Below are 20744 nucleotides of genomic sequence, written 5' to 3' on the forward strand. Positions count from 1 at the left end.
AAACTATGGATTCATCATTTCTTTAGCAAGCTTCTCGAAGGTTTCGATAAAACAGTTCGCTTCCTGCTCTTCAAAACGATTAATGTATTTAGCCAGCAGCACTTGTATCTTATCCTCCATGAGGTCGCAAACCTGCTTGCCTTCCTCGGTTAGCGCTAAATAAATGACCCTGCGATCCTTCTCATCCGGAAATCTTTGAATCAAGTTTTTATCAAATAATCGCGTAATGATCGCGGTTATTGAGCTTTTGCCCACGCAAAAAATGTCCGCTAATTCGGATGATGTGCTCATTTCCTTCGAATGCAAATAACGTAGTGTCGCAAACTGGTCTACCGTTAGATCATCTGGCATTAACTCGCGGATCATCGCATTTAATCGACGGTTTACAAGAAAATTAGCCGCTTCGTAGCGATCGATGAGTTGTTTCAATGATGCTCGATCCACACTGGTGTCCCCCTTTATATGTAGTTTCAAAATATCCACGAAATTAATTCTATTATGAAACAGTTCGATAATAGAACTATATCAAACGATTTTATTTAAAACAACGCCTTAATTTAGAATATATTGTGAACAGATGTGTACAAGAGAAGGACAAGCCATTTGCTTTTTTTAAGCTGCCGTTTATATACTAGTGAAGTAATCAAACCAACCATTATTGGAGGTATGTCGTATGTACGATATCGTTATTATTGGTGCTGGTCCGGCTGGAGCAAGTGCAGCCATTTTTACTGCAAAAGCAGGAAAAAAGACGCTCGTGTTTGAGAACAACAAAGGAATGACAAAACGCGCTTGGTTCGAGAACTACTACGGAATTTCAGAAATTGGCGGCCCTGACCTTGTGGATACAGGCAAACGACAGGCTGAGAAATTCGGAGCAGAGTTCAAGGAGGAAACCGTACAAAATATCGTTGCCATCACTGACGGCCTGCGGGTGGAAACAGACAGCGGAAGCTATGAAGGAAGGCATGTACTTATTGCAACAGGCGTTTCGACTGAGCTGGCTGAGCATATCGGGATCTCTACAAAGCCGGGTACCGAGCCTCGTATCAAAACCGTTATTGCGGTCGACGCGGCTGGTAAAACGAATATTGATCACATTTGGGCAGCAGGAACGGTTGCTGGCGTAAGCGTGCATGCTGTCGTTACTGCAGGGGATGGGGCAAAAGCTGCCATTAACATCATTAGCGAATTAAACGGCGAACGTTATGTGGATCACGATATTCTAAAGGTTTAACAGTATCTTCCTGAAACAAAAGCAGGATATTAGAAAAAATTGTCGAATAACAGGGAAAATAATCAAACTCTATTTATGTTCTTATCCTTGTCAGGGTGCTTCGGCACCCTTTTATTTGAACGTAAAAGGTTTTGTCACACTTCCAGGAGGCCGACGGTGAGCAACCCATTGTTTCAGCAGCACAACAAACAATTGACGATTGCTTTCGCATTTGCCTTATGTGCGCTTCTTGCGCTAATCGCCGAGTCGAACCATTTTCAATTTTTGTATGGCATTACCTTTTCGTTAACGAGTCTATTTACACTTCTTGGCTTGCGGTTATTCGGTTACTGGCCAGGACTCTTAATGAGCGCAGTTGTCCTATTCCTAGGCACTTTTTTATTAAAGCAGCCCCTCTTTCATTACATCATCCTTATTGAAGCTGCCTTTACGGGCTTGCTTCTTCGCAAATACAAGAATCAACTATTTGGGATTGACGCCGTTTTCTGGGTTCTAGTCGGAATGCCCGCTATCTATTGGTTCTACTCCTTTCATTCAACGCTCATAACGCAGGATTTGCTTCTTATTGCAGGAATTATTGCCATGAATGGCCTATTTAACGCACTGTTCGCTGAGATTATCTACCAGTACATGCCGCTGCGCAAATGGAGTGGGTTTGCCCGGTCGCAGCAAGGACCAAATTCCTTCAGCAAGGTACTGTTTCATTTCTCCATCGGTATCGTATTCATTTCATTTTTACTCAACATTTTCATTAACAGCTTGAGCTCCATTAAAGAAGTAAGTTTATATGTCGAGCGAATCTCCTCGATCGAAGTCAATCGTATTCTAGAATCATTGGACAAATGGCAGGCGGTTAGCACGGATGTAGAGAAGCAGGATCAGATTGCTTTCCTTCAACTAGCCCTTGGCAAACATTCCGGGAATTCTATCATTTCTGTGACGAATATTGACCAGAAAGTTATTGCATCCAGCGCGCCTAAGACTGTAGGTGAAATGCTTGATTTCTCCAAAGAAAGCAGCATTACTCCCATTAACAAAAAATCGTATTTAGTCATGCCTGACTTAAAAAAATACTCTTGGCATTTCCAGACCTGGCATGATGGAAATTTGATATATAAAGATAAGCTTCAGGCAACGGATTGGCTTGTTTACGTTGACTTCCCCATTAAAAACCATCAAAAATATTTGTTTTCCAAATATTTTATTCATTTTGTTTATATGATCGGTCTTGCCTTCTTTGCCGTCATTCTAGCGTATCTCATTAATTGGTGGCTCTCTCGCAGTTTAACGAGGTTAGCGAGAGCGACAACGAACCTTCCGCTGAAGCTTCAGGAGATGAACACGTTGGAATGGCCACGAAGCAGTATTGTAGAAATTCATTCGTTGATTGCTAATTTCAAGCATATGTCAACCAATCTCATTCACATGTTTCAAGAATCGCAGCGAAGCAACGAGAGGCTGGAGGCTCAAACTTATTTATTGCAGCAATCGGAGGAAAGACTGCATCAGCTTGCCTATTACGACATGCTGACTGGTCTGCCGAATAGGCTGCAATTCACACTCCATTTTCAAGACATGATCACTATGAACGCTGCTATGAAAAAACCGATAGCCATCATGTTCGCTGACATCAATCGCTTTAAGCAAATTAATGATACGCTTGGACATGCTGTAGGAGATATTTTGCTCGGCAAGGCAGCAGAACGCTTCGGAGCAGCGGTGTTTGATGAATGCAACGTCTTCCGATTGGGTGGGGACGAGTTCGTGTTTGTCGGACAGTATGAGAATGAAGATGAACTTGCTGCAAATGCCCAAGCCGTCGTAGATTCTTTCAATGAGCCTTTTATGATCGACGAAACGCTGCTTTATTTAACCGTTAGCGTCGGCGTTAGCGTGTACCCGCAGGATGGCGGCGATATGGATACTATTATCCGAAACGCCGATATTGCTATGTATAGCGCCAAAGAGCAAGGCGACGGCTGCTATCGGTTTTTCAAGCCAACGCTGGTGTCCGCGATGACAGAGAAGATGCAGATCGAGAACGGGCTTTATAATGCGCTGCAAAACAAACAGTTCTCGCTTCATTATCAGCCAAAAATAAATGCTGCAACCGGCGAGCTATGCGGCATTGAAGCGCTCATTCGCTGGCGTCATCCCGAGCTTGGCATGATTCCGCCTGATAAGTTTATTCCACTTGCCGAGCAATCCGGTTTTATATTAGATATTGACAGCTGGGTCTTCCATGAGGCCTGCCGGCAAAATAAAGCTTGGCAGGATGAGGGACTACAGCATATATGCGTCTCAGTGAACATTTCAGCAAGACATTTCTACCAAGGAAACTTATCTGAAATGATCGTCAAAGCGTTAAAGGACACCGGCCTTGATCCGCAATATGTAAGCCTAGAAATTACAGAAGGTGTATTTATGCGGAATATGGATCAAGTGATCGAGACCATCCTTTTCCTTCGGGGGCTTGGCATTCAAATATCAATCGATGACTTTGGCACGGGTTATTCATCCTTGAATCAGTTGCAGCGCCTGCCTATATCGGACGTAAAGCTAGATCGTTCTTTTATTCAAGGCATTACGAATGACGAGAAAAAATCATCGATCGTCAAAGCAATTATCGAGCTTGTACATAGCATGAATATGAAGGTTGTTGCAGAAGGCGTGGAGACCATTGCCGAATCGAATTTCTGTACGGAGCTGCAGTGTGATGAGCTGCAAGGTTATTTATTCAGTAAACCGCTGCCGCCACAGGAGCTGGCGCTCCTTCTCAGTAAGAATGAATAAGCTATACAACAAACATGAAGGAGCTGCCTCAAGGTCATAGACCGCGGAGCAGCTCCTTCATCTTTTTAAAGTCTACAGGACTTATTGCATATTTCGCCTACAAAACTGTTATGCAGTTGGAGCTGAAGTTGCTGCTGCGGAGGTATCCGTTGTGGATTCGCTTTTCGCTGCAGCGTCACTCGGGCGTTCGCCACGCGGTCCTTTTCCGCCATGTCCACCCTTGCCATGACCTCCACGCGCCGGGATTTCTCCATTTACATGTTTTGTTGCATGATCGACAGCCTCAGCCAGCTTCGTATCATATTGCTCCTGCGTAATCGTGCCCGCTGCCAGCTCCTCCGCCAGCTTCGCTTTTTGATCCTTTACTTGCACGTCAATGATTACTTGGATCGCAACACCCTTCTCCCCAGCGATTGCCGCCAAGGTCTTGCCTGATTCAAGCTCCGTCTTTAGTACATCTGCCGTTATGCCTAGCGCTGCAGCTATGCCATCTACGTTTTTCTCAAAGCCGCCTCCTCTTTCACCACCGCCGCCATGCTTTCCAAAACCTAATCCTTTGGAATCAAGCAGCTTCTCCGCTTGTGCAGCCGCATCCGGTTTTGCTTGCTGTTGTCCAGTTTCTGCAAGCTTGTCTGCTTCTACTTTTGCGTCAGGTTTCGGATTAGCTGCCTCAGCTGCCTCCAGCCATTCAACAAGCTTAGCCTTAAGATCAACTCGCGTTTTCCCGCTTGCGATTGCAACCTCTGCCAGCGTTGACGTTTGCAGCTTAGTCTGAAGCGCCGCTTCATCGAGCCCTAAGTACGTTAGTAACTGCTCCTGTATTTGTTCAAAGCCGCGTCCGAAACCGCCATGTCTGCCTTCATGATCCTTCTTAGCTGCGCTGCTATCTGCTTGTGCACCTTGTTCTTGCTGCGCGTCGCTGCTTGCTGCTGCCGCATTTACATATTGGCTAGCCCATAGGCCTCCGCCCCCTAAGGCAAGCGTTAGCGCAATAGCACCTGCTGTTATAGCTTTTGCTCTCTTCATTGAATATTCCACCTTTCACTTTCAAATTTGTTGTTACAAGACCTAGCATAGACAATAAAACTTAAGCCTCCTTTAATCCCCGCTGAATGTTGGCTGAAGACATGCTGCAATTGAACACTTTTCTAACATAAAGCCCCGTATTTCTCTAATAAAAGTCTGTTATTGTAAAAACAGATGTCATTCATTGAATTGTAAAAAAATGGACTGTATCGTTACTATTCATTTTTCGACATAATTCGACGATAACTTATCTTATCTTAACTTTTCATTATGGGGTGTGATTGCATGTTCCGAATTAAGGACAGAAGTTTAGTCGTTACCAGCTCCATCGTATTAGCCCTTCTCCTCGTTATTGTCATTAGCGTCACCGAGTATTTATCCTACAGCTCGCAGAAAAAATCCTATTTAGATGAAATTGAACGGATTGGACAAACGCTTGGTTATCAAATCGAAGCTGGTCATGATCTGGTTACTTTTGGATACAACGAAGTATCCGCTGGACGTGATACCAATAATGCTACGTTTAAGACGCTTAAGCTGCAGCTTGACGTCATGATTAAGAACGATATCGTCGCAAATGCATATGTGTATATGCCTGAGGTGATTGAACGCGACGGAAAGAAATTTATAAAGATGATGCAGAGCAATGAGTCTCTCTCCGCCGCAGGCCTTGGTCCTGGAGATGAGTATGAAATGAGTGACGATTTCGCTGGTAAAATTGATGATGCCTTAAATGAGGGATCAGCTTTGACCGAAGTCGTTACAGATGAATATGGTCAGTGGATTTCTTATTTAGCCCGCGTAAAAGACCCAAGCGGCAAATTAATCGGCATATTTGGCATCGACGTTGATTTCAAACAAATTGATGATGCCTTAAATCTTATGTTTTGGAAAAGCATAGGGATTGCAGCGCTGCTAGCCTTTATTGCCATACTTATTATTGTTGCACTGGTAAGAATGACGTTGAAGCCGCTCAAACGGCTCGCGGAAGTATCCTCTTTAGCAGCGAAAGGCGACTTGACGCTTGCCGTTGCAGTCAAAGGAGGCAATGAAATAGCTCAAGTTTCTATCGCCTTTAATGAAATGATCGCAAGCCTTCGTCAGCTCACAGGCAGCATTCGAATAACATCCGATGAGGTGGCTGGCTCGGCTTTCAACATGCAGCAGAGTGCAGAGCAGACCTCCCGTGCAACAGAAGAAGTAACCGAAGCTATTCAAGAAGTTGCCTCCGGTTCAGAAACACAGCTGCAAAGCTTGCAAGAGTGCCAGCGCGCGATGACAGAAATGACGATCGGCATTCAAAGAATTGCAGAGTCGACCTCTTCTGTATCTGAGCTGGCAGCCGACACTACGGCAATGGCTACGGAAGGCGAGACCGTTATTGATCAAACATTGCATCAAATGAATACGATCGAGTCCAATGTAGTCGAAACGGTAACAACATTGCATGAGTTGAAGGAGCAGAGTGACAAAATTGGCGGCATCCTTGCCTTGATCGGCGATGTAGCCAATCAGACTAATCTGCTTGCGCTTAATGCGTCTATTGAAGCGGCGCGTGCCGGCGAGCATGGCAAAGGTTTTGCTGTCGTTGCCCATGAAATCCGCAAGCTGGCTGAACGCTCCAAGGAATCCTCCGAGCAGATTGGAACTATACTGCATAGCATCGGAAGTTATGCTGAAACAGCCGTTTCATCAATGGAGCAATCCGTGGAAGCTGCTCGTTTCGGCTCTAACATCTCGGCGCAAGCCGGCGAGTCCTTCCGCTCTATCGTTACTTCCATTCGTGATGTTTCCAGTCAAGTACAGGAAGTATCCGCAGCGTCTGAGCAAATGTCAGCTGGCAGCGAGCAAATTGCAGCTTCGCTAGATGCGCTTGAGGGCATAACGGCTAATTCCGCAGGAAACTCACAGCGTGTCGCTGCGGCGTCAGAAGAACAGCTTGCTTCCATGCAGGAGGTTGCAAGCTCCTCCGAGCAACTGCGCAACTTAGCTTCTACCTTGAATGAGGCGATTAGCCGCTTCAAGACCTGATGTACTAACAAACGCTAATATCTGCCCAAATAAAAAAGGCTAAGCGGGATGACTCTCGCTTAGCCTTTTTTTGCCGTTTTCTATGATGCAGATGCTGCGCCGAATTGCAGCTGATACATCGCGTAATATTTGCCGCGATGCTCCATAAGCTCATCATGGCTGCCGCGCTCTACAATGACGCCGCGATCAAGCACAAGAATTTGATCTGCACTGCGAATCGTCGACAGGCGATGCGCGATGACGAACGTCGTGCGGCCTTTCTTCAGTACATCAAGCGCCTCTTGAATGATGGCTTCCGTCTCGGTATCAATGCTGGCTGTCGCCTCATCGAGAATAAGAATAGCCGGATCATAAGCAAGCGCCCTTGCAAAGGAAATCAGCTGCCTTTGACCAGCAGACAGTGTGCTTCCCTTCTCAATAACAGGGGCATCAATGCCGCCTTGGAACTGACTGAACATGTCGTAAGCGCCAACGTCACGCAGCGACTGTACAATTTTCTCGCGGCTAATCTCCGGGTTATCAAGGCTGATGTTCGATGCGATCGTTCCGGTAAATAGGAACGGGTCCTGAAGAACGATACCCATATGCTGCCTTAGCAGCTGCTTCGGCATATCGCGTACATCGGTGCCATCTACGATGATCTTACCCTCGTTCGAATCGTAGAAACGGAACAACAGATTAAGAATCGAGCTTTTGCCTGAGCCGGTATGGCCTACCAGCGCAACCGTCTGGCCTTGTTGAGCATGGAAGGAAATATTTTTCAGCACATACTCATCCTTTTTATAAGCAAAAGAAACATCCTCAAACTTAACATCGCCCTTATAACGGTCCATTTTGCCGGAAACGACATCGATTCCTTCCTCGTCCATCAGCTTAAATACTCGCTCTGCAGATACGCGCGCCGTCTCGAGATTGGATAGCTGGTTTACGATACCAACGATCGGCGCAAACATACGGTTCATATAATCGATGAATGCGTAAAGCACGCCAACTGATACCGCTCCGCGGAGTGAATCGCCCCAGAACATAATGAGTACAATGAGGAACAATGTATTCCGTATAACATTGACAAGATTATGCGATGTCACAGAGTTGAGGCTGAGCAGCTTGTTTTGATATTTATAATAATGCTCATTCATTTCCTCAAATTCCTTCGTCGTCTCCTTCTGACGGCGGAACGCCTGGATAATCGTCATCCCTTGTATCGATTCATTGATCATTCCGTTGATTTCACTCAGCTTTGATCTAATGATACGGTTATAACGAGCAGCGAATTTACGGTAAACGATAATCCAAATGATGAGGATTGGCACAAGCGGCAGAGCCAGAAGCGCTAAGCGCACATCAAGCAAGAACAAGGCTCCATAAATAGCCACCATATAAATAACACCTGTAAAGAAATTCGCCAGCACAGCGACATACAGCTCGCGTATAGCTTCTGTATCATTTGTCACCCGCGAGACAACCTGCCCAGCCGATAAATTATCATAATAATTGACCGGCAGCCGCTGCGTGTGTGCAAATATATCCGTACGCATCTTGCGCACGATACGATTCGCTGACGTTTGCAGCATAAGCCGCTGTCCGTAGGTGAAGACAGCTACGAGCAGCAAAAATCCGAAATACATAGCTGCTAGCTTCATTAACGCCGGAAACTCCGGCTTATAGAAGGAATACAGCTCTTGTGATGTAAGCTGTGTTACTGGATACGAGACCGTTTCGCCCGTTTCCTTGTTTGTCACCGAGAGATTGTTCCCCTCTACGACACGTTTGCCTTGATCGGATGCCAGCGCATCCTCCAGCCAATAAAATTTGCGTCCAACCTGCAGCACGCGAACCTCCTTGCCCTTCTGTTCCGAAGCGGCAAAGTGATCCTCGCGCTTATACCATTTATCTTTATAAAGAACCGCATACTCTTGTTTTGCTTCGACTTCATGCCATTTCTTCTCGATGCCGAGAATATTCTGGTCAATCATCCGTTTTGCAATTAGCGGTCCTGCAAGCTCTGCGCATACAGCAAGCACGAGCAGAAGAAGCGCAAGCAGGATCGGTTTTTTATAAAGCATGGCGTATTGAAACAATCGTTTTCCTGTGTTGCCCATTGCTCTTCACGCCTCCAATTTATTACGTTTCAATAATAGCCTCAAGCTGTTGACGATCATACTGCTCGCGATACCAGCCGCCCATCTCCAGCAACTGCTCATGCGTGCCTTCTTGCACAATTCGTCCTTCGTCGAGAACGATAATCCAGTCCGCATGCTGTACTGCAGATAACCGGTGCGTTGTAATGAATGTTGTCTTGCCTGCTCTTTCTGTACGGATGCCTTCAATAATCTCGGATTCCGTCTTCCCGTCAACAGCTGACAAAGCATCGTCCATTAGCAATATTTCCGGATCGGCGATAAGGGCACGCGCAATACTTACGCGCTGCTTCTGTCCGCCGGACAATGCCACGCCTCGCTCGCCTACCATCGTCTCTAGTCCATCCGGCAAAAACTTAATATCTTTGGCGAATGAAGCCCGCTCGAGTGCTCGCTGCAAATCGGCGTCTGTGCCTTCTTTTAGGCCATAGAAAATGTTTTCGCGAATCGTCTTCGAGAACAAGATCGGCTGCTGCGGCACATATCCGACCCAGCCCAGCATATCATCGATTTTCAAGCTGCCAAGCGGCTCTCCAGATATATGAATACTGCCGCGTCCTAGCGGATATTCCCGAAGCAGCTGCTTCAGCAGTGTAGTCTTGCCGCTGCCTGTTCTGCCTACGATACCAAGCGTCTGCCCTTGCGATAACGCAAAGGAGAGATCAACCAAGTTGTCGACTTGGGAGGACGGGTAACGGAACGTCACATTTTTGAATTCAACGGACGTTGGTTCATCTACTTTCACCTGCGTTGCTGCATCAGCAACATCAGGCTTATAGCCAAGTGTTTCACTTACACGATCGAGCGAAGCATTGCCGCGCTGCATAATGTTAATGAGCTCACCGATTGCAAACATCGGCCAGATCAGCATACCAAGAAAGACGTTGAAGGATACGAGCTCCCCGAGCGTAATTTCATTATGGAATACAAGATATCCGCCATAACAAAGCCCGATCAAATAACTTGTTCCAACGAGTATTTTCATCGTCGGCTCGAATAACGCGTCGATGCGCGCAACAGCAATATTTTTGTTAAGCACTTCATTTGTTTTGGCGCTGAAACGCGCCTCGCTTGCTTCTTCCTGAACGAACGCTCTAATGACGCGAACACCAGATACCGATTCCAGCACCTGATCGTTCAAATCGCCAAATGCGTCTTGCGCGTCCATGAAACGTTCGTGAATTTTTTTACCGTAATGCTTCATCGCAAGCGCCATAAGCGGCAGCGGCAGCAATGCGGCAAGCGTGAGCTTCACGCTTATCAAGCCTGCCATAACAATTAGAATCGTAATCATAAATAAGGTCGAATCGATTAGCGTCAAAATACCGAAGCCAGCTGTCTGCGCAACTGCTCCTAAATCATTGGTCGAGCGCGCCATAAGATCGCCCGTCCGATTGCGTTCATAAAAGGTGGGCGTCATTCGTAAAAAATGTCCCATCAATCGCGACCGCAGCAGCTTCTCCAGCACAAATGCTCCGCCAAACAGCTTGTAATGCCATATGTACGTAATGACATAACCTACTACCGTTAGTGCGATCCAGCCGTAAAGCACGCGATTAAAATCGGCTTGACCGAGCAGATCCTGATGTATGCCATCAATCGTATAGCCAATAAGCCAAGGCGGGATGACATCAATAATTCCTGTTAGAACTAGAAGTGTTATAGCAACCGTATAACGCTTCCAATGCAATTTAAAAAACCAACTTAATTTTTTGAGTACACTAAACATGCTTCTCTACCACACCTTCCGCTATCCATCCAAGCTTCGTTTACCTTCGATTTACTCCCGAGAACACAAAAAAAAGCGTGTCGTCGTAACGACACGCTTCTTCCCCTCAAAAAAACGCGACTTAGAACATAGTCAAGTCTCGCGAGGTCATAGAAAAGGCGCATAATTACGATGACGTAATCATGCGCCTCTGATGATGGGGTTTACCCTTTAATCAAAGTGAAACAACGCGCGGATGGATTACGTTATTCATGTTCAAATGATGGTTATTCTTCGCTGCAAATTGATTGTAATCGTAAGTGTTCATGTAACGTAACCCTCCTCTCGCTAAAATATATTAGTCACTTTACCATCCGTAGAAATTACTGTCAATACCGATTGGTAAAAAAACAAATTATGCAAAGCAAGATTGCAAATGGAATATATCAGCGATTGACGGTACAAGAACGGGGAAGGTAAAATGTAAAATGGCTCGCAGCAGCCACTTATTTTAGAAAGAAGGTGATTTTACAGCATGCGTATTAGAACTTATGCAATCTGCTTATATATCATCACGATTTATTGGATTTCGTTACATATTCCGAATATGCACACCTTGTTTTTCCCTACCTTGGGTGCCTTCAGCCTGCTCTTCATCTCGCGTCCATTCGAGAAAGCCGAGCTTCGCAAAATCGCCGTTGGCGCCGTGCTTTCCTCGCTTATCGGCTCTTTATTTGCCCACTGGAACGCGAGCGCTCTTTCGCTGCTTCTCACGCTTATCGTCGTTATTTTTTGCATCCGAACCTTCAAATGGAACGCGCCTCCGATTTTGGCCGTCGCACTCATTCCTTTTTTTACACATCCCACGTTATTCTGGGTCGTTCCCTTGTCCGTATGCGGATCGCTGCTCGGGTTATTAATCACCTTATCGGCTGCAGCATATGTCGAGAAAAGGTTTGGTTCCGTGCAATTGCCGTCATTTCTCAGCCGCAAACCAAAAACAGAGTCCGATTCTGTCAATTGATTATCCCTTCCACTCCTCAGGCAAAAGCCGTTGATACTGGGACTGCAAATACCGATCGTCGATGAGCACGAGTGTGCCGCGATCGGTTTCCGAGCGGATGAGCCTTCCTCCAGCTTGCAGCACCTTGTTCATTCCCGGAAAAACGTAAGCATAATCGTACCCATTTTTGCCCTGCTCGTTAAAATAATCCTTCAGCATATTGCGTTCTACACCAAGCTGCGGCAAACCTACCCCAACAACGATAACGCCGACCAATCTGTCTCCGACGAGGTCAACGCCTTCTGAGAACACGCCGCCCATCACCGCAAAACCGATCAAGGACTTCCCGCTCCCAGCCTGAAATGTACCTAAAAAACGATCCCGCTCTTCCTCTGTCATATCGGGCGTTTGCAGCAGTACCTCTGCATCCGTGGCCGCTCCTGTTGGAACAGACCATTCCTTCAGCTCCATATACGTCTCATAAACAGCATTCATGTAAGCGTAGGATGGGAAAAATACAAAATAGTTGCCCGGCCGCTCACTCATCAGCTCCATAATCAGCTTCGCTATCGGCAGCTTAGATTGATCGCGGTCATGGTACCTTGTAGAAAGCGGATTAATGACTACATCAAGCTGTTCCTTCGCAAAAGGAGACGGCACTGCAAGCGTATAATCATTTTCTCCCGCTCCCAGCATGTCCATATAATACGAGACGGGAGAGAGCGTTGCAGAGAAATAGATATGCGAGCGATAACCCTTGCCGACCTGCTGCAGCAATTGAGAGGGATCAAGGCAAAACAGCTTAAGCCGAACATCGCTCTTCGAAAGCTCGATATAGACGACATAACGCTCATCAAATAACTTAGCTGTCCGCACAAAATTTTGCGCTGCAAAATAAGTATCCAGCAGCGCACTGTCTCCGCTAGCTCCTATAGCTATCGCCTGTTCAGCAGCCGACGCGAATGCATCCACTAATGCGACCAGCTCCTCCGGCAGCTGCCGCTGAATCAGATGCGGCGCCCCATCGCTGCTTTTGCGCAGTGCGATGAAATAATCATTGATTGCCTTGGCGGTGCGATACCCCTCGTTATGCACGCCCTTCAGCTCTCGCTGCAGCGCAAGAAACGGAGCTTTCGTCAGCTCCGCAGAGAACATCTCCCGCGCACGGTCCACAAGATTATGCGCTTCATCCACGAGCAGCGCTGTCCGTTTCTTCATCTCCGCATATTGACGCTTAAATGAAATGCGCGGGTCAAAAATATAATTATAATCACAGACAACCGCATCCGATGCATACGCCAAATCCAGCGAAAATTCGAATGGGCAAACTTTATGCTTATGGGCATAGGCTTCGATAACAGGTCTCGTCATAATCGTTTCCTGATCCAATATATCAAGCACGGCCCCATTAATCCGATCATAGTAGCCTTCCGCGTAAGGGCAATGCTCTTTCTCGCAGCGGACTTCCTCCTGAAAGCATATTTTATCCTTTGCTGTAATCGTCACAGCGTGCAGATGCAGCCCTTTATCGCGCATGAAAATCAAGGCGTCCTCGGCTGCCGCTCTTGTTGTCGTCCTTGCTGTCAAATAATAAAAACGCTGCAGCATGCCTGCTCCTATCGCTTTGATCGTTGGATAGGTCGTCGATATGGTTTTTCCTATACCCGTAGGCGCCTTCGCAAACAAACGAACGCCTTCCTCTATTGATTTATATACCGCTCCGGCAAGCTTGCGCTGCCCTGCTCGGTACGTTTCAAACGGAAAAGCAAGCCCCTTAATGCTCTCATTCCTTAACTGCTCATGCTTTCGGAGCTGCTGCACATAGGGAGCATATCGCGCAGTAATCTCATAAACGTATTGCTCCAGCTCTACGAAGCTGACTTCCCGCATGAACCGCCGCTCTTCCTCTGTCTTCGTCTGCACATAGGTAAGCTGTACGCGCATTGCGGATTGTTCATGCTCCTTAGCATACATATAGGCATAAAATAGCGCCTGCGCCCAGTGGACGGGGTAACCGTCCTCCGCTATACGATCCAAGTCACCGCCAGTCGATTTGATTTCATCTACGGTCAATATCGGGTCTGTCCCAAGCAGTCCATCACAGCGTCCGTCCACGACAAACAGCAGATCATCCAACTGGATATCCGCTTTGACATAGACCTCCTTCTGATCCTGCTCACCATAGGTTAGCTGTACTCTCTGATGCGCTTTCGTGCCCTCATGCATCGTATCGATGGCATTTAGCCTTACGTCGATGCTGCCGCTCAGAAATACGTATTCGACTAAGTTTCTCACCGATATCGTGACCGTATCGTTTATCAGCATATTTTCCTTCTACCGCTCCCATAAAGAACATTTGTTCCTCTATTGTAACATAAGCATCATCGTCATCGCACAACAGTTATGTTTGTTATTCGCTTGGCGAAGCAACTTTTCGCATGTAATAAATCGACAAATAGACGTCAATATTGTATGGAATACAACATAGACGTCTATTATGGAAGCCTTATTCTCCAGCTAATCTATGCGGATCAGTAGTTAGAGCTCTTCCGTCTCATCCTCAGGGTGATTGCCGACACCATTCAATAGGTCAATGCCGTGGAATTCCTCACTGGGAGACGCAGGATCGATCGGACTGTCCTTCGCCATAACATCCGCATCGGGCACCGAAGCCAGCTCCTCAGAAATTTCCTCTGGCGTATCTACCTCGTCGTCCAGCCCCGCACGATTATCCAGTGAAGCTGGAATATGAGATTCAAGCACGTGTGTATCGGGATGCTGCTTCTCCAGCAGCTCCGATGCATGAGGCACAGCTGCGCCACTTGCATCCTCCGTAAACAAACCAAAATCAGGATCGATATCCTTTTCTGTTGCTAAGCTTTTAGCATGCCGCACATCATGTTCATTATCCATTATAATGACCTCCTTCTTCATATCACCTACCTTATACTACCCACTATCTGGGCGTTTCTAACCATAAGCCTACACACAAGCTAATATGGCTATCGTTGCGTTATCCTGGTAAGGCCTCTGCCCTGCAAGCACATGCTGCAAAATAAACGCTGCGGCAAGCGGAGGATATAAGCACGACGCCTCCTCCAGCAGCTTATCTGATAAATCATCATAGAGCCCGTCGCTGCACAATATAACGAGATCGCCCGTCAAAAGGTGCAGCGGCTCTTGATTGGCATCGATTTCTGTTATGCGAGGGATGCCTAAATAACTTGTTAACAAATGGCGCTCCGGGTGCGACTCGGCTTCCTCCAGTGTTAGATTGCCCGCCAAAACATACTCCCGTAACCGATTCGCATAAATATGATCCCTCGTTAGCGGCATGAGCACTCCGCTTCGAAACAAATAAATTCGGCTGTCGCCGGCAGATATCCAGTACAGCTCTCCTTGATGAATGACGGTCGCAATAAGCGTCGTTCCGACGCTCCATTCCAGCTCATGACTTAGCGCCATCTCATAAACAGCTTGATTGGCAAGATGGAGCGACTGCTCCAATGCCCGCGGGATAGACTCCTCTGCTGATTTGGCTATATATTCATTCAGCATCGTTTGCACGGCAAGCTGCCCCGCCTCCTTCCCCATAGCGTAGCCGCCCATGCCATCCGCAAGCACAGCAAGCACACCGTGACGCTCAATAGCTTCTTCATCATCGAGTGACGAGAACCCATAGGCATCCTGCTGCTCCTCACGCTCGCCAATATGCTGTGCATGACCGGTAATGACCTTCATCGTGATGACAGCATTGCGGCTATTCGATATTAACTCAGCGGCAGCGTTTGCGGCTCCAACGATCTGCTCGATTGAAGGTGTTTTTAGAGGGACGGGTGGCGGCTCCCATGCAGGCGTTACGGCAATATCTGGCCTTGACTCCGTCTTCGCTCCAGCTCCAGCGGCTTCAAACACTCCATGGCTGGGATTGCTTATGCGATTATTGCCAGCTGGAAGATCGAATACAATAATCAGGATAAGCAGGGCCCCAAAGCCAATCATCCCAATCGCGATCGCTATCTCAATAATCTCTCCTTGCTCACTAGTCCACAGCTGTTCCAGCTGCTTATCCGGAATCGCCGCTACTCCGATATAGACGATTACAAGCAGCAATAAAACAATAGCCAAACCTTTAATGATCCCTCTTCTGTTCATTAGATCCCCGCCTCGCCTCAGCTTGTCACCCACCATCTACCATTTTATTTGCGTTAGCAGCGATTTATGCCGAAACCATAAGTAGCAAACGTGCATAAAAAGCAACTTCTTAGACGGAAAGGAACCGATGCACAAAAAGAAGGTGCTATCCAAAAAGGTAAGAAGCCATGCGGCATGCTCATCCGCCCCTGCTCAATATAGGCTTATTTTCATCAAACGCTGCCATTAATCAAACATAGCGCTAGAAAGTAGACATAAACTTCCTCATCACCCACAAATCAGCATGATTCGGAGCCGTTTCAGCAAAATAGAGCTAAAATATAGGCTTATTTTCATCAAACGCTGCCAATAATCAAAATAGAACTAGAAATTAGTCCTAAACGTCCGCATCACCCACAAATCAGCATGATTCAGAGCCTTTTCAGTGAAAATAGAGCTAAAATATAGGCTTATTTTCATCAAACGCTGCCAATAATCAAAAATAGAGCTAGAATTTAGCCTTAAACTTCCTCATCACCAGCAAATCAGCATGATTCAGAGCCTTTTCAGTGAAAATAGAGCTAAAATATAGTCCTATTTTCATCAAGCAAGCCCATTGATCATAAATTGAACTAGAGATTAGTCCTAAACTTCCTCATCACTCGCAATCAGTATGATATGAAGCCATTTCAAACAAAATAGAGCTAAAATATAGGCTATTTTCATCAAGCAAGTCCATTAATCAAAAATAGAACTAGATAGTAGTCTTATACTTTCCCATCACCAGCAAATCAGCATGATATGAAGCCGTTTCAAACAAAATAGTGCTAAAATATAGGCTTATTTCATCAAGCAAGTCCATTAATCAAAAATAGAATTAAATAGTAGTCTTACACTTTCCCATCACCAGCAAATCAGCATGATATGAAGCCGTTTCAAACAAAATAGAACTAAAATATAGGATTATTTTCATCAAGCAAGCCCATTATTCAAAAATAGAACTAGAAAGTAGGCTTAAACTTTCCCATCACCAGCAAATCAGCACGATTTAGAGCCGATTCAACGAAAATAGAGCTAAAATTTAGGCTTATTTTCATCAAACAAGCCCATTATTCATAAATAGAGCTAGAATTTAGCCTTAAACTTCCTCACTCCCACAAATCAGCATGATTTGGAGACGTTTTAGCGAAAATAGAGCTAAAATTTAGCCTTATTTTCTTCAATAGATTCCATTGTTCAAAAATAGAGCTAGAAAGTAGGCTTATGTTTGTTTAACCTCGTTCAGTTAAAATTAGTGAAGCTGTTTTTTTGAAAACAACCACCTAAAAAGAAACAGAGGCTGTTCCAAAAATAGATTTATCTACCTTTGAAGCAGCCTCTCGATAAATATTGCAGTTGTCTAAGCTAACCCCATTACATCACTCAAACGATAATATCGCGATAAGATGCCAGCACATTGCCTTCCAAATCCGTCGCAAATAGAACCGAGCGTTCGCTCTCCAGCACGAAGCTGTAGCTCTTGTTGGTTTCGGCATCACGCACAGTAATAGGACAGTCCATACCTGCTTCCGAGATAAAAGTATATAAGCTTCCTTGCTTAAATTGCAGCTTGCTGCCAAAGATCCCCGGGTGGTCTCCGCCTGCTTCCCATACGATGCCTGGCTTCAAATCCTCAGCCTCATGCAGCGCAGCCTCATAAAGTGCAATGAGTGCATCCGTACGCTCGTTTAGCTCCAGCGGCAGCGGACACCACATGACTTTTCCTAATCCGTGGGCTACGGTACGAACGGTTGAAATGCCATCCGAATAGCTTCCGCTGCTGTCCAAAGCAATTTCCTTGTTCAACTCGCCAATCTTCTTGCCTCCGAAAGAAGCTTTGAAGGTACGCTCACCAATTTGCAGCGTTTCTTCCCGTGATATATTGCTTAAACGAGACGGTCCCACAATCGATTCCGCCCGTGAAGTGGGCTTCCAATATTCATCCAGCCCAATAGGTCCGGTGAAGAGCAGCGTGCCTCCATGCGCTTCAACATGCGCAAGCAGCTCCGTCAGCGCAGCATCGCTGAAATTGTGAGCGCTCGGAACGATAATGAGCTTCGGTTTGTCGCGCTGCAAGGTTTCCAAGTGAAACTCTCCAATGCCGCGATGCGGAAGCTTCATTTCGTAACCCAGCACACGAGTTAAATTTCCTGTCGCTTCGCAAGCAAAACGGCGGCTGGAGAAATCATTGGAGTAAGGAAACACTACCGCAATCTCCTCTAGCTGGCGTTCCTCAAACAAGCTCGATATCTGCCCAATAAACTTGCCGAAATCATAGGATACATCCGCTTCCGGCTTCTGTGTCCCGTCAGCCCGCAGTGCTCCGATATTCGACTCGCAAACGTTGTCCATGAAATAGTTTGTATTCCACAGCCACTGCACCGCACCTGCGCCGCCTGCGGCAAAAGCATATGCATATTTGCGCTCCAAGATGTTCCTCAGCTCTTCCTCGGAACGCTTCGCCCTATTATCCGGCATTTCCACATACATAATGCCCGTTTCTTGAATCAAGGTCGGCTTGCTTGGATCTTTGCCATATACGCTGTCCCACAGCAGCCTGTCATTCAGCCACCAAGTGTGTACGGTTGTGTAATCTACGCTTTCCGCATAAATTAGCGGAGAAGGACGCGGCCCCATGCCAAGCGCCTCATCTTGGCCAACAGTCACGAGCTGACGCGGGGAAATGGCATGAATCGTTGCCGTAAGCTCCCCTACCCAGCGGTTATGCATATCCATCGTAAACCGTGTATAGTCCAGCCAGCGCGTATTTTTCTTCAGCTTCTTCACGTCTTGAATATCAAACGCGATGTCCGTTTGCTCCGGCAAGGTGACCGCTTCAAAGTCCGGCAGCTCCGTGCTCGTCATATTCCACCGCGCCTGTAGCTTGCCAATCGATTCGTGCCGCTGCTTCAGCCAATTCACATAGGCTGCTTTTTCAAAAGGATCATGCATGGAGCGAGGTCCTGAGAAAATGCGCATATGATCAAATAATGACGGCTCATTGATCAAATCCCACTGTACATTGGACGTGTGTTTATGCCTGGATACGATCGCTGCGATAAACCGTTTTTGTGCATGTACGCTTCTTGGATCGAGATACGGGTTTTTGCCTTCCCAAGCTTCGGGAGCAAAGGCGAAGAAGCTGAAGGTCATTTCAATCTCATGTTTAGCCGCTGTCAAAATAAAAGCATCTACAGCTCTGAGCAGCTCTTCCGATGCATGTCCATCCTCGAACATAAGATGCCGCCACGCCGTCCATAAACCGGTACGAATCAGGTTGATGCCTGCTTCCTTCATCGTCGCCATATCTTGATCCCAGATCGCAGCATTCGGCATAGACACGAATTTCCGGCCAACATCCGAGGTCATATACGTCATTCCTACAATCGGGAAGGGAGCGCCATTTTTCTCAAAATAATCCCGACCAACTGCAAGCGGCGTACCTCTCTCCAGCAAATCACGGTCATACCCCCAGAAGCCCTGCCGCAGTACCCTTTTTTCCCCGCTTTCAGCTTCGGCTTCACATACGATCTCATACAAGCCAGGCTCAATAGAAAGCGGTACACTAAAACTCACATACTCGATTTCGCTTCCTACGCTCACGCTCAACCGATGCTCCCATACCGCCTTAACCTCTCCTTGCTTATAAATAGAAATAGCCATCGACCAGTTCTCTTGCTTGCCGCTTTGCTCATAGCCGTATGCCGCTTTAATCTGCTGTGCTTGAAGCGTCAGATGCGGTCTCTCTGCTTCATAATAAACCGCGTAGCTCGGCTTAATCCAAAGCTCAGTCACACCCCTCGCACAAAATGCCGCCCATTCTGCAAGAGCATCCGCACCTGCGCCCGACCAGAAACGGTCAGTCAGCTGTTGATTCACAAACAACCAGCGTCCGCCTGCAAAGTCGCCTTTGTTATGCTCGATCAGAACGACAGGAGCCGATACCTCCCGGCCATCGGCAGACATTCCCTTCAGAAGCGGGCGAATGTGTGCATTCATCGGTCCCTGCGAGCCCGTAGCCTGATTCAGCTGATCCCGCTCATGCGTCACATGTAAAATAAGGCCAAACGTAGGTTCAATCGTGAACAAATGCTCCTTGCCCTGCAGCAATGGCAGCTCCTGATTGTGGCATAATTCAGTTGAACGCGTATGATCGACAGCAAGCGCTTCATGAATAAATAGTTCCTGATGGTATGCTGTCATCTCCTGCTGGACGTCCCACTGCTCGCCATCCCGGCTCACCGGCTGTTTAAAAGGGGCTCCGCCTGCATGAATCAATCCCCCGCCCCGCTTTACAAAAGCGAGTATTTCCGGCCATGATGCCATCGGAAAATACGATCCGTGCAAATGAACGAGGCAGTCTACCCCGTCTTCTTTAAGAGCTGCTGACAATCCTTCCGCATCGGTTACTTTAAACAGACTATTCAGCTTTTGAAGTGCCTCTGTATTTGGCGCACAGCCGTCTAACGGAAAAGTAGGGTCATAAAATAGTACTGCTTTCATGGTTCTCGCTCCTATCATTTCTCTATTGTTTATGGATCTTTACTTTCCATGATCCGCTATTTATTGCATAATGGAAGACTAAGCGTCATGATTGAACATGGATTACAATTACGTACTGGAGGCGAACAC

12 protein-coding genes are annotated in these 20744 nt (G+C 46.7%); 4 read left to right on the forward strand and 8 right to left on the reverse strand.

What is annotated here, in order from left to right; genetic code table 11:
* Window positions 1-3 precede the first annotated feature (3 nt).
* A complete protein-coding gene (locus tag AC0VYE_RS32545; protein ID WP_076266311.1) occupies window positions 4-444 on the reverse strand; it encodes a MarR family winged helix-turn-helix transcriptional regulator in 441 nt (146 codons plus the stop codon).
* A gap of 229 nt (window positions 445-673) precedes the next feature.
* Here AC0VYE_RS32545 and AC0VYE_RS32550 point away from each other — a divergent pair, with 229 nt between their 5' ends.
* Together AC0VYE_RS32550 and AC0VYE_RS32555 are read left to right on the forward strand one after the other, a co-directional pair.
* Window positions 674-1237, forward strand: coding sequence for an FAD-dependent oxidoreductase (locus AC0VYE_RS32550; RefSeq protein ID WP_475444928.1), 564 nt, complete (start codon window positions 674-676; stop codon window positions 1235-1237).
* A gap of 156 nt (window positions 1238-1393) precedes the next feature.
* Window positions 1394-4030 carry an EAL domain-containing protein gene (locus AC0VYE_RS32555; RefSeq protein WP_475444929.1) on the forward strand — a complete coding sequence of 879 codons (2637 nt, stop codon included), beginning with the start codon at window positions 1394-1396 and terminating at the stop codon, window positions 4028-4030.
* 108 nt (window positions 4031-4138) lie between these two features.
* On the opposite strand, the gene AC0VYE_RS32560 is transcribed toward AC0VYE_RS32555, so the two are convergent.
* The gene (locus AC0VYE_RS32560) at window positions 4139-5056 is read right to left on the reverse strand and encodes a hypothetical protein (RefSeq protein ID WP_475444931.1); all 918 of its coding nucleotides are present in this window, start codon (window positions 5054-5056) and stop codon (window positions 4139-4141) included.
* Between the two features lie 285 nt (window positions 5057-5341).
* On the opposite strand from AC0VYE_RS32560, the gene AC0VYE_RS32565 reads away from it, so the two are divergent.
* The gene (locus tag AC0VYE_RS32565; protein ID WP_179089744.1) at window positions 5342-7087 is read left to right on the forward strand and encodes a methyl-accepting chemotaxis protein; all 1746 of its coding nucleotides are present in this window, start codon (window positions 5342-5344) and stop codon (window positions 7085-7087) included.
* A gap of 80 nt (window positions 7088-7167) precedes the next feature.
* Here AC0VYE_RS32565 and AC0VYE_RS32570 read toward each other — a convergent pair whose 3' ends face one another.
* A complete protein-coding gene (locus AC0VYE_RS32570; RefSeq protein ID WP_076266315.1) occupies window positions 7168-9189 on the reverse strand; it encodes an ABC transporter ATP-binding protein in 2022 nt (673 codons plus the stop codon).
* A 22-nt stretch (window positions 9190-9211) separates the two neighbouring features.
* Window positions 9212-10957, reverse strand: coding sequence for an ABC transporter ATP-binding protein (locus AC0VYE_RS32575; RefSeq protein WP_076266316.1), 1746 nt, complete (start codon window positions 10955-10957; stop codon window positions 9212-9214).
* 514 nt (window positions 10958-11471) lie between these two features.
* Here AC0VYE_RS32575 and AC0VYE_RS32580 point away from each other — a divergent pair.
* On the forward strand, window positions 11472-11960 hold the full coding sequence (locus AC0VYE_RS32580) for an HPP family protein (protein ID WP_475444934.1): 489 nt from the start codon (window positions 11472-11474) through the stop codon (window positions 11958-11960).
* On the opposite strand, the gene AC0VYE_RS32585 is transcribed toward AC0VYE_RS32580, so the two are convergent.
* The 4 genes from AC0VYE_RS32585 to AC0VYE_RS32600 all read right to left on the reverse strand — a co-directional run bounded on the left by AC0VYE_RS32585 (window position 11961) and on the right by AC0VYE_RS32600 (window position 20615).
* Entirely contained in the window at window positions 11961-14258 is a 2298-nt protein-coding gene (locus AC0VYE_RS32585) for a helicase C-terminal domain-containing protein (protein ID WP_475449801.1), read from the reverse strand.
* A gap of 219 nt (window positions 14259-14477) precedes the next feature.
* The gene (locus AC0VYE_RS32590; RefSeq protein WP_076266319.1) at window positions 14478-14852 is read right to left on the reverse strand and encodes a hypothetical protein; all 375 of its coding nucleotides are present in this window, start codon (window positions 14850-14852) and stop codon (window positions 14478-14480) included.
* A gap of 69 nt (window positions 14853-14921) precedes the next feature.
* The gene (locus AC0VYE_RS32595) at window positions 14922-16094 is read right to left on the reverse strand and encodes a PP2C family protein-serine/threonine phosphatase (RefSeq protein ID WP_475444937.1); all 1173 of its coding nucleotides are present in this window, start codon (window positions 16092-16094) and stop codon (window positions 14922-14924) included.
* Between the two features lie 1401 nt (window positions 16095-17495).
* Entirely contained in the window at window positions 17496-20615 is a 3120-nt protein-coding gene (locus AC0VYE_RS32600) for a beta-galactosidase (protein WP_475444938.1), read from the reverse strand.
* Window positions 20616-20744 lie beyond the last annotated feature (129 nt).

It is taken from the genome of Pristimantibacillus sp. Z349TD_6 (genome assembly GCF_056173205.1).

Excerpts from the sequence above, each read along its gene's own strand:
- AC0VYE_RS32550 (WP_475444928.1), top strand. The coding sequence starts at position 674 with ATGTACGATATCGTTATTATTGGTGCTGGTCCGGCTGGAGCAAGTGCA.
- AC0VYE_RS32560 (WP_475444931.1), bottom strand. The coding sequence starts at position 5,056 with ATGAAGAGAGCAAAAGCTATAACAGCAGGTGCTATTGCGCTAACGCTT.
- AC0VYE_RS32565 (WP_179089744.1), top strand. The coding sequence starts at position 5,342 with ATGTTCCGAATTAAGGACAGAAGTTTAGTCGTTACCAGCTCCATCGTA.
- AC0VYE_RS32570 (WP_076266315.1), bottom strand. The coding sequence starts at position 9,189 with ATGGGCAACACAGGAAAACGATTGTTTCAATACGCCATGCTTTATAAA.
- AC0VYE_RS32575 (WP_076266316.1), bottom strand. The coding sequence starts at position 10,957 with ATGTTTAGTGTACTCAAAAAATTAAGTTGGTTTTTTAAATTGCATTGG.
- AC0VYE_RS32580 (WP_475444934.1), top strand. The coding sequence starts at position 11,472 with ATGCGTATTAGAACTTATGCAATCTGCTTATATATCATCACGATTTAT.
- AC0VYE_RS32590 (WP_076266319.1), bottom strand. The coding sequence starts at position 14,852 with ATGGATAATGAACATGATGTGCGGCATGCTAAAAGCTTAGCAACAGAA.
- AC0VYE_RS32595 (WP_475444937.1), bottom strand. The coding sequence starts at position 16,094 with ATGAACAGAAGAGGGATCATTAAAGGTTTGGCTATTGTTTTATTGCTG.
- AC0VYE_RS32600 (WP_475444938.1), bottom strand. The coding sequence starts at position 20,615 with ATGAAAGCAGTACTATTTTATGACCCTACTTTTCCGTTAGACGGCTGT.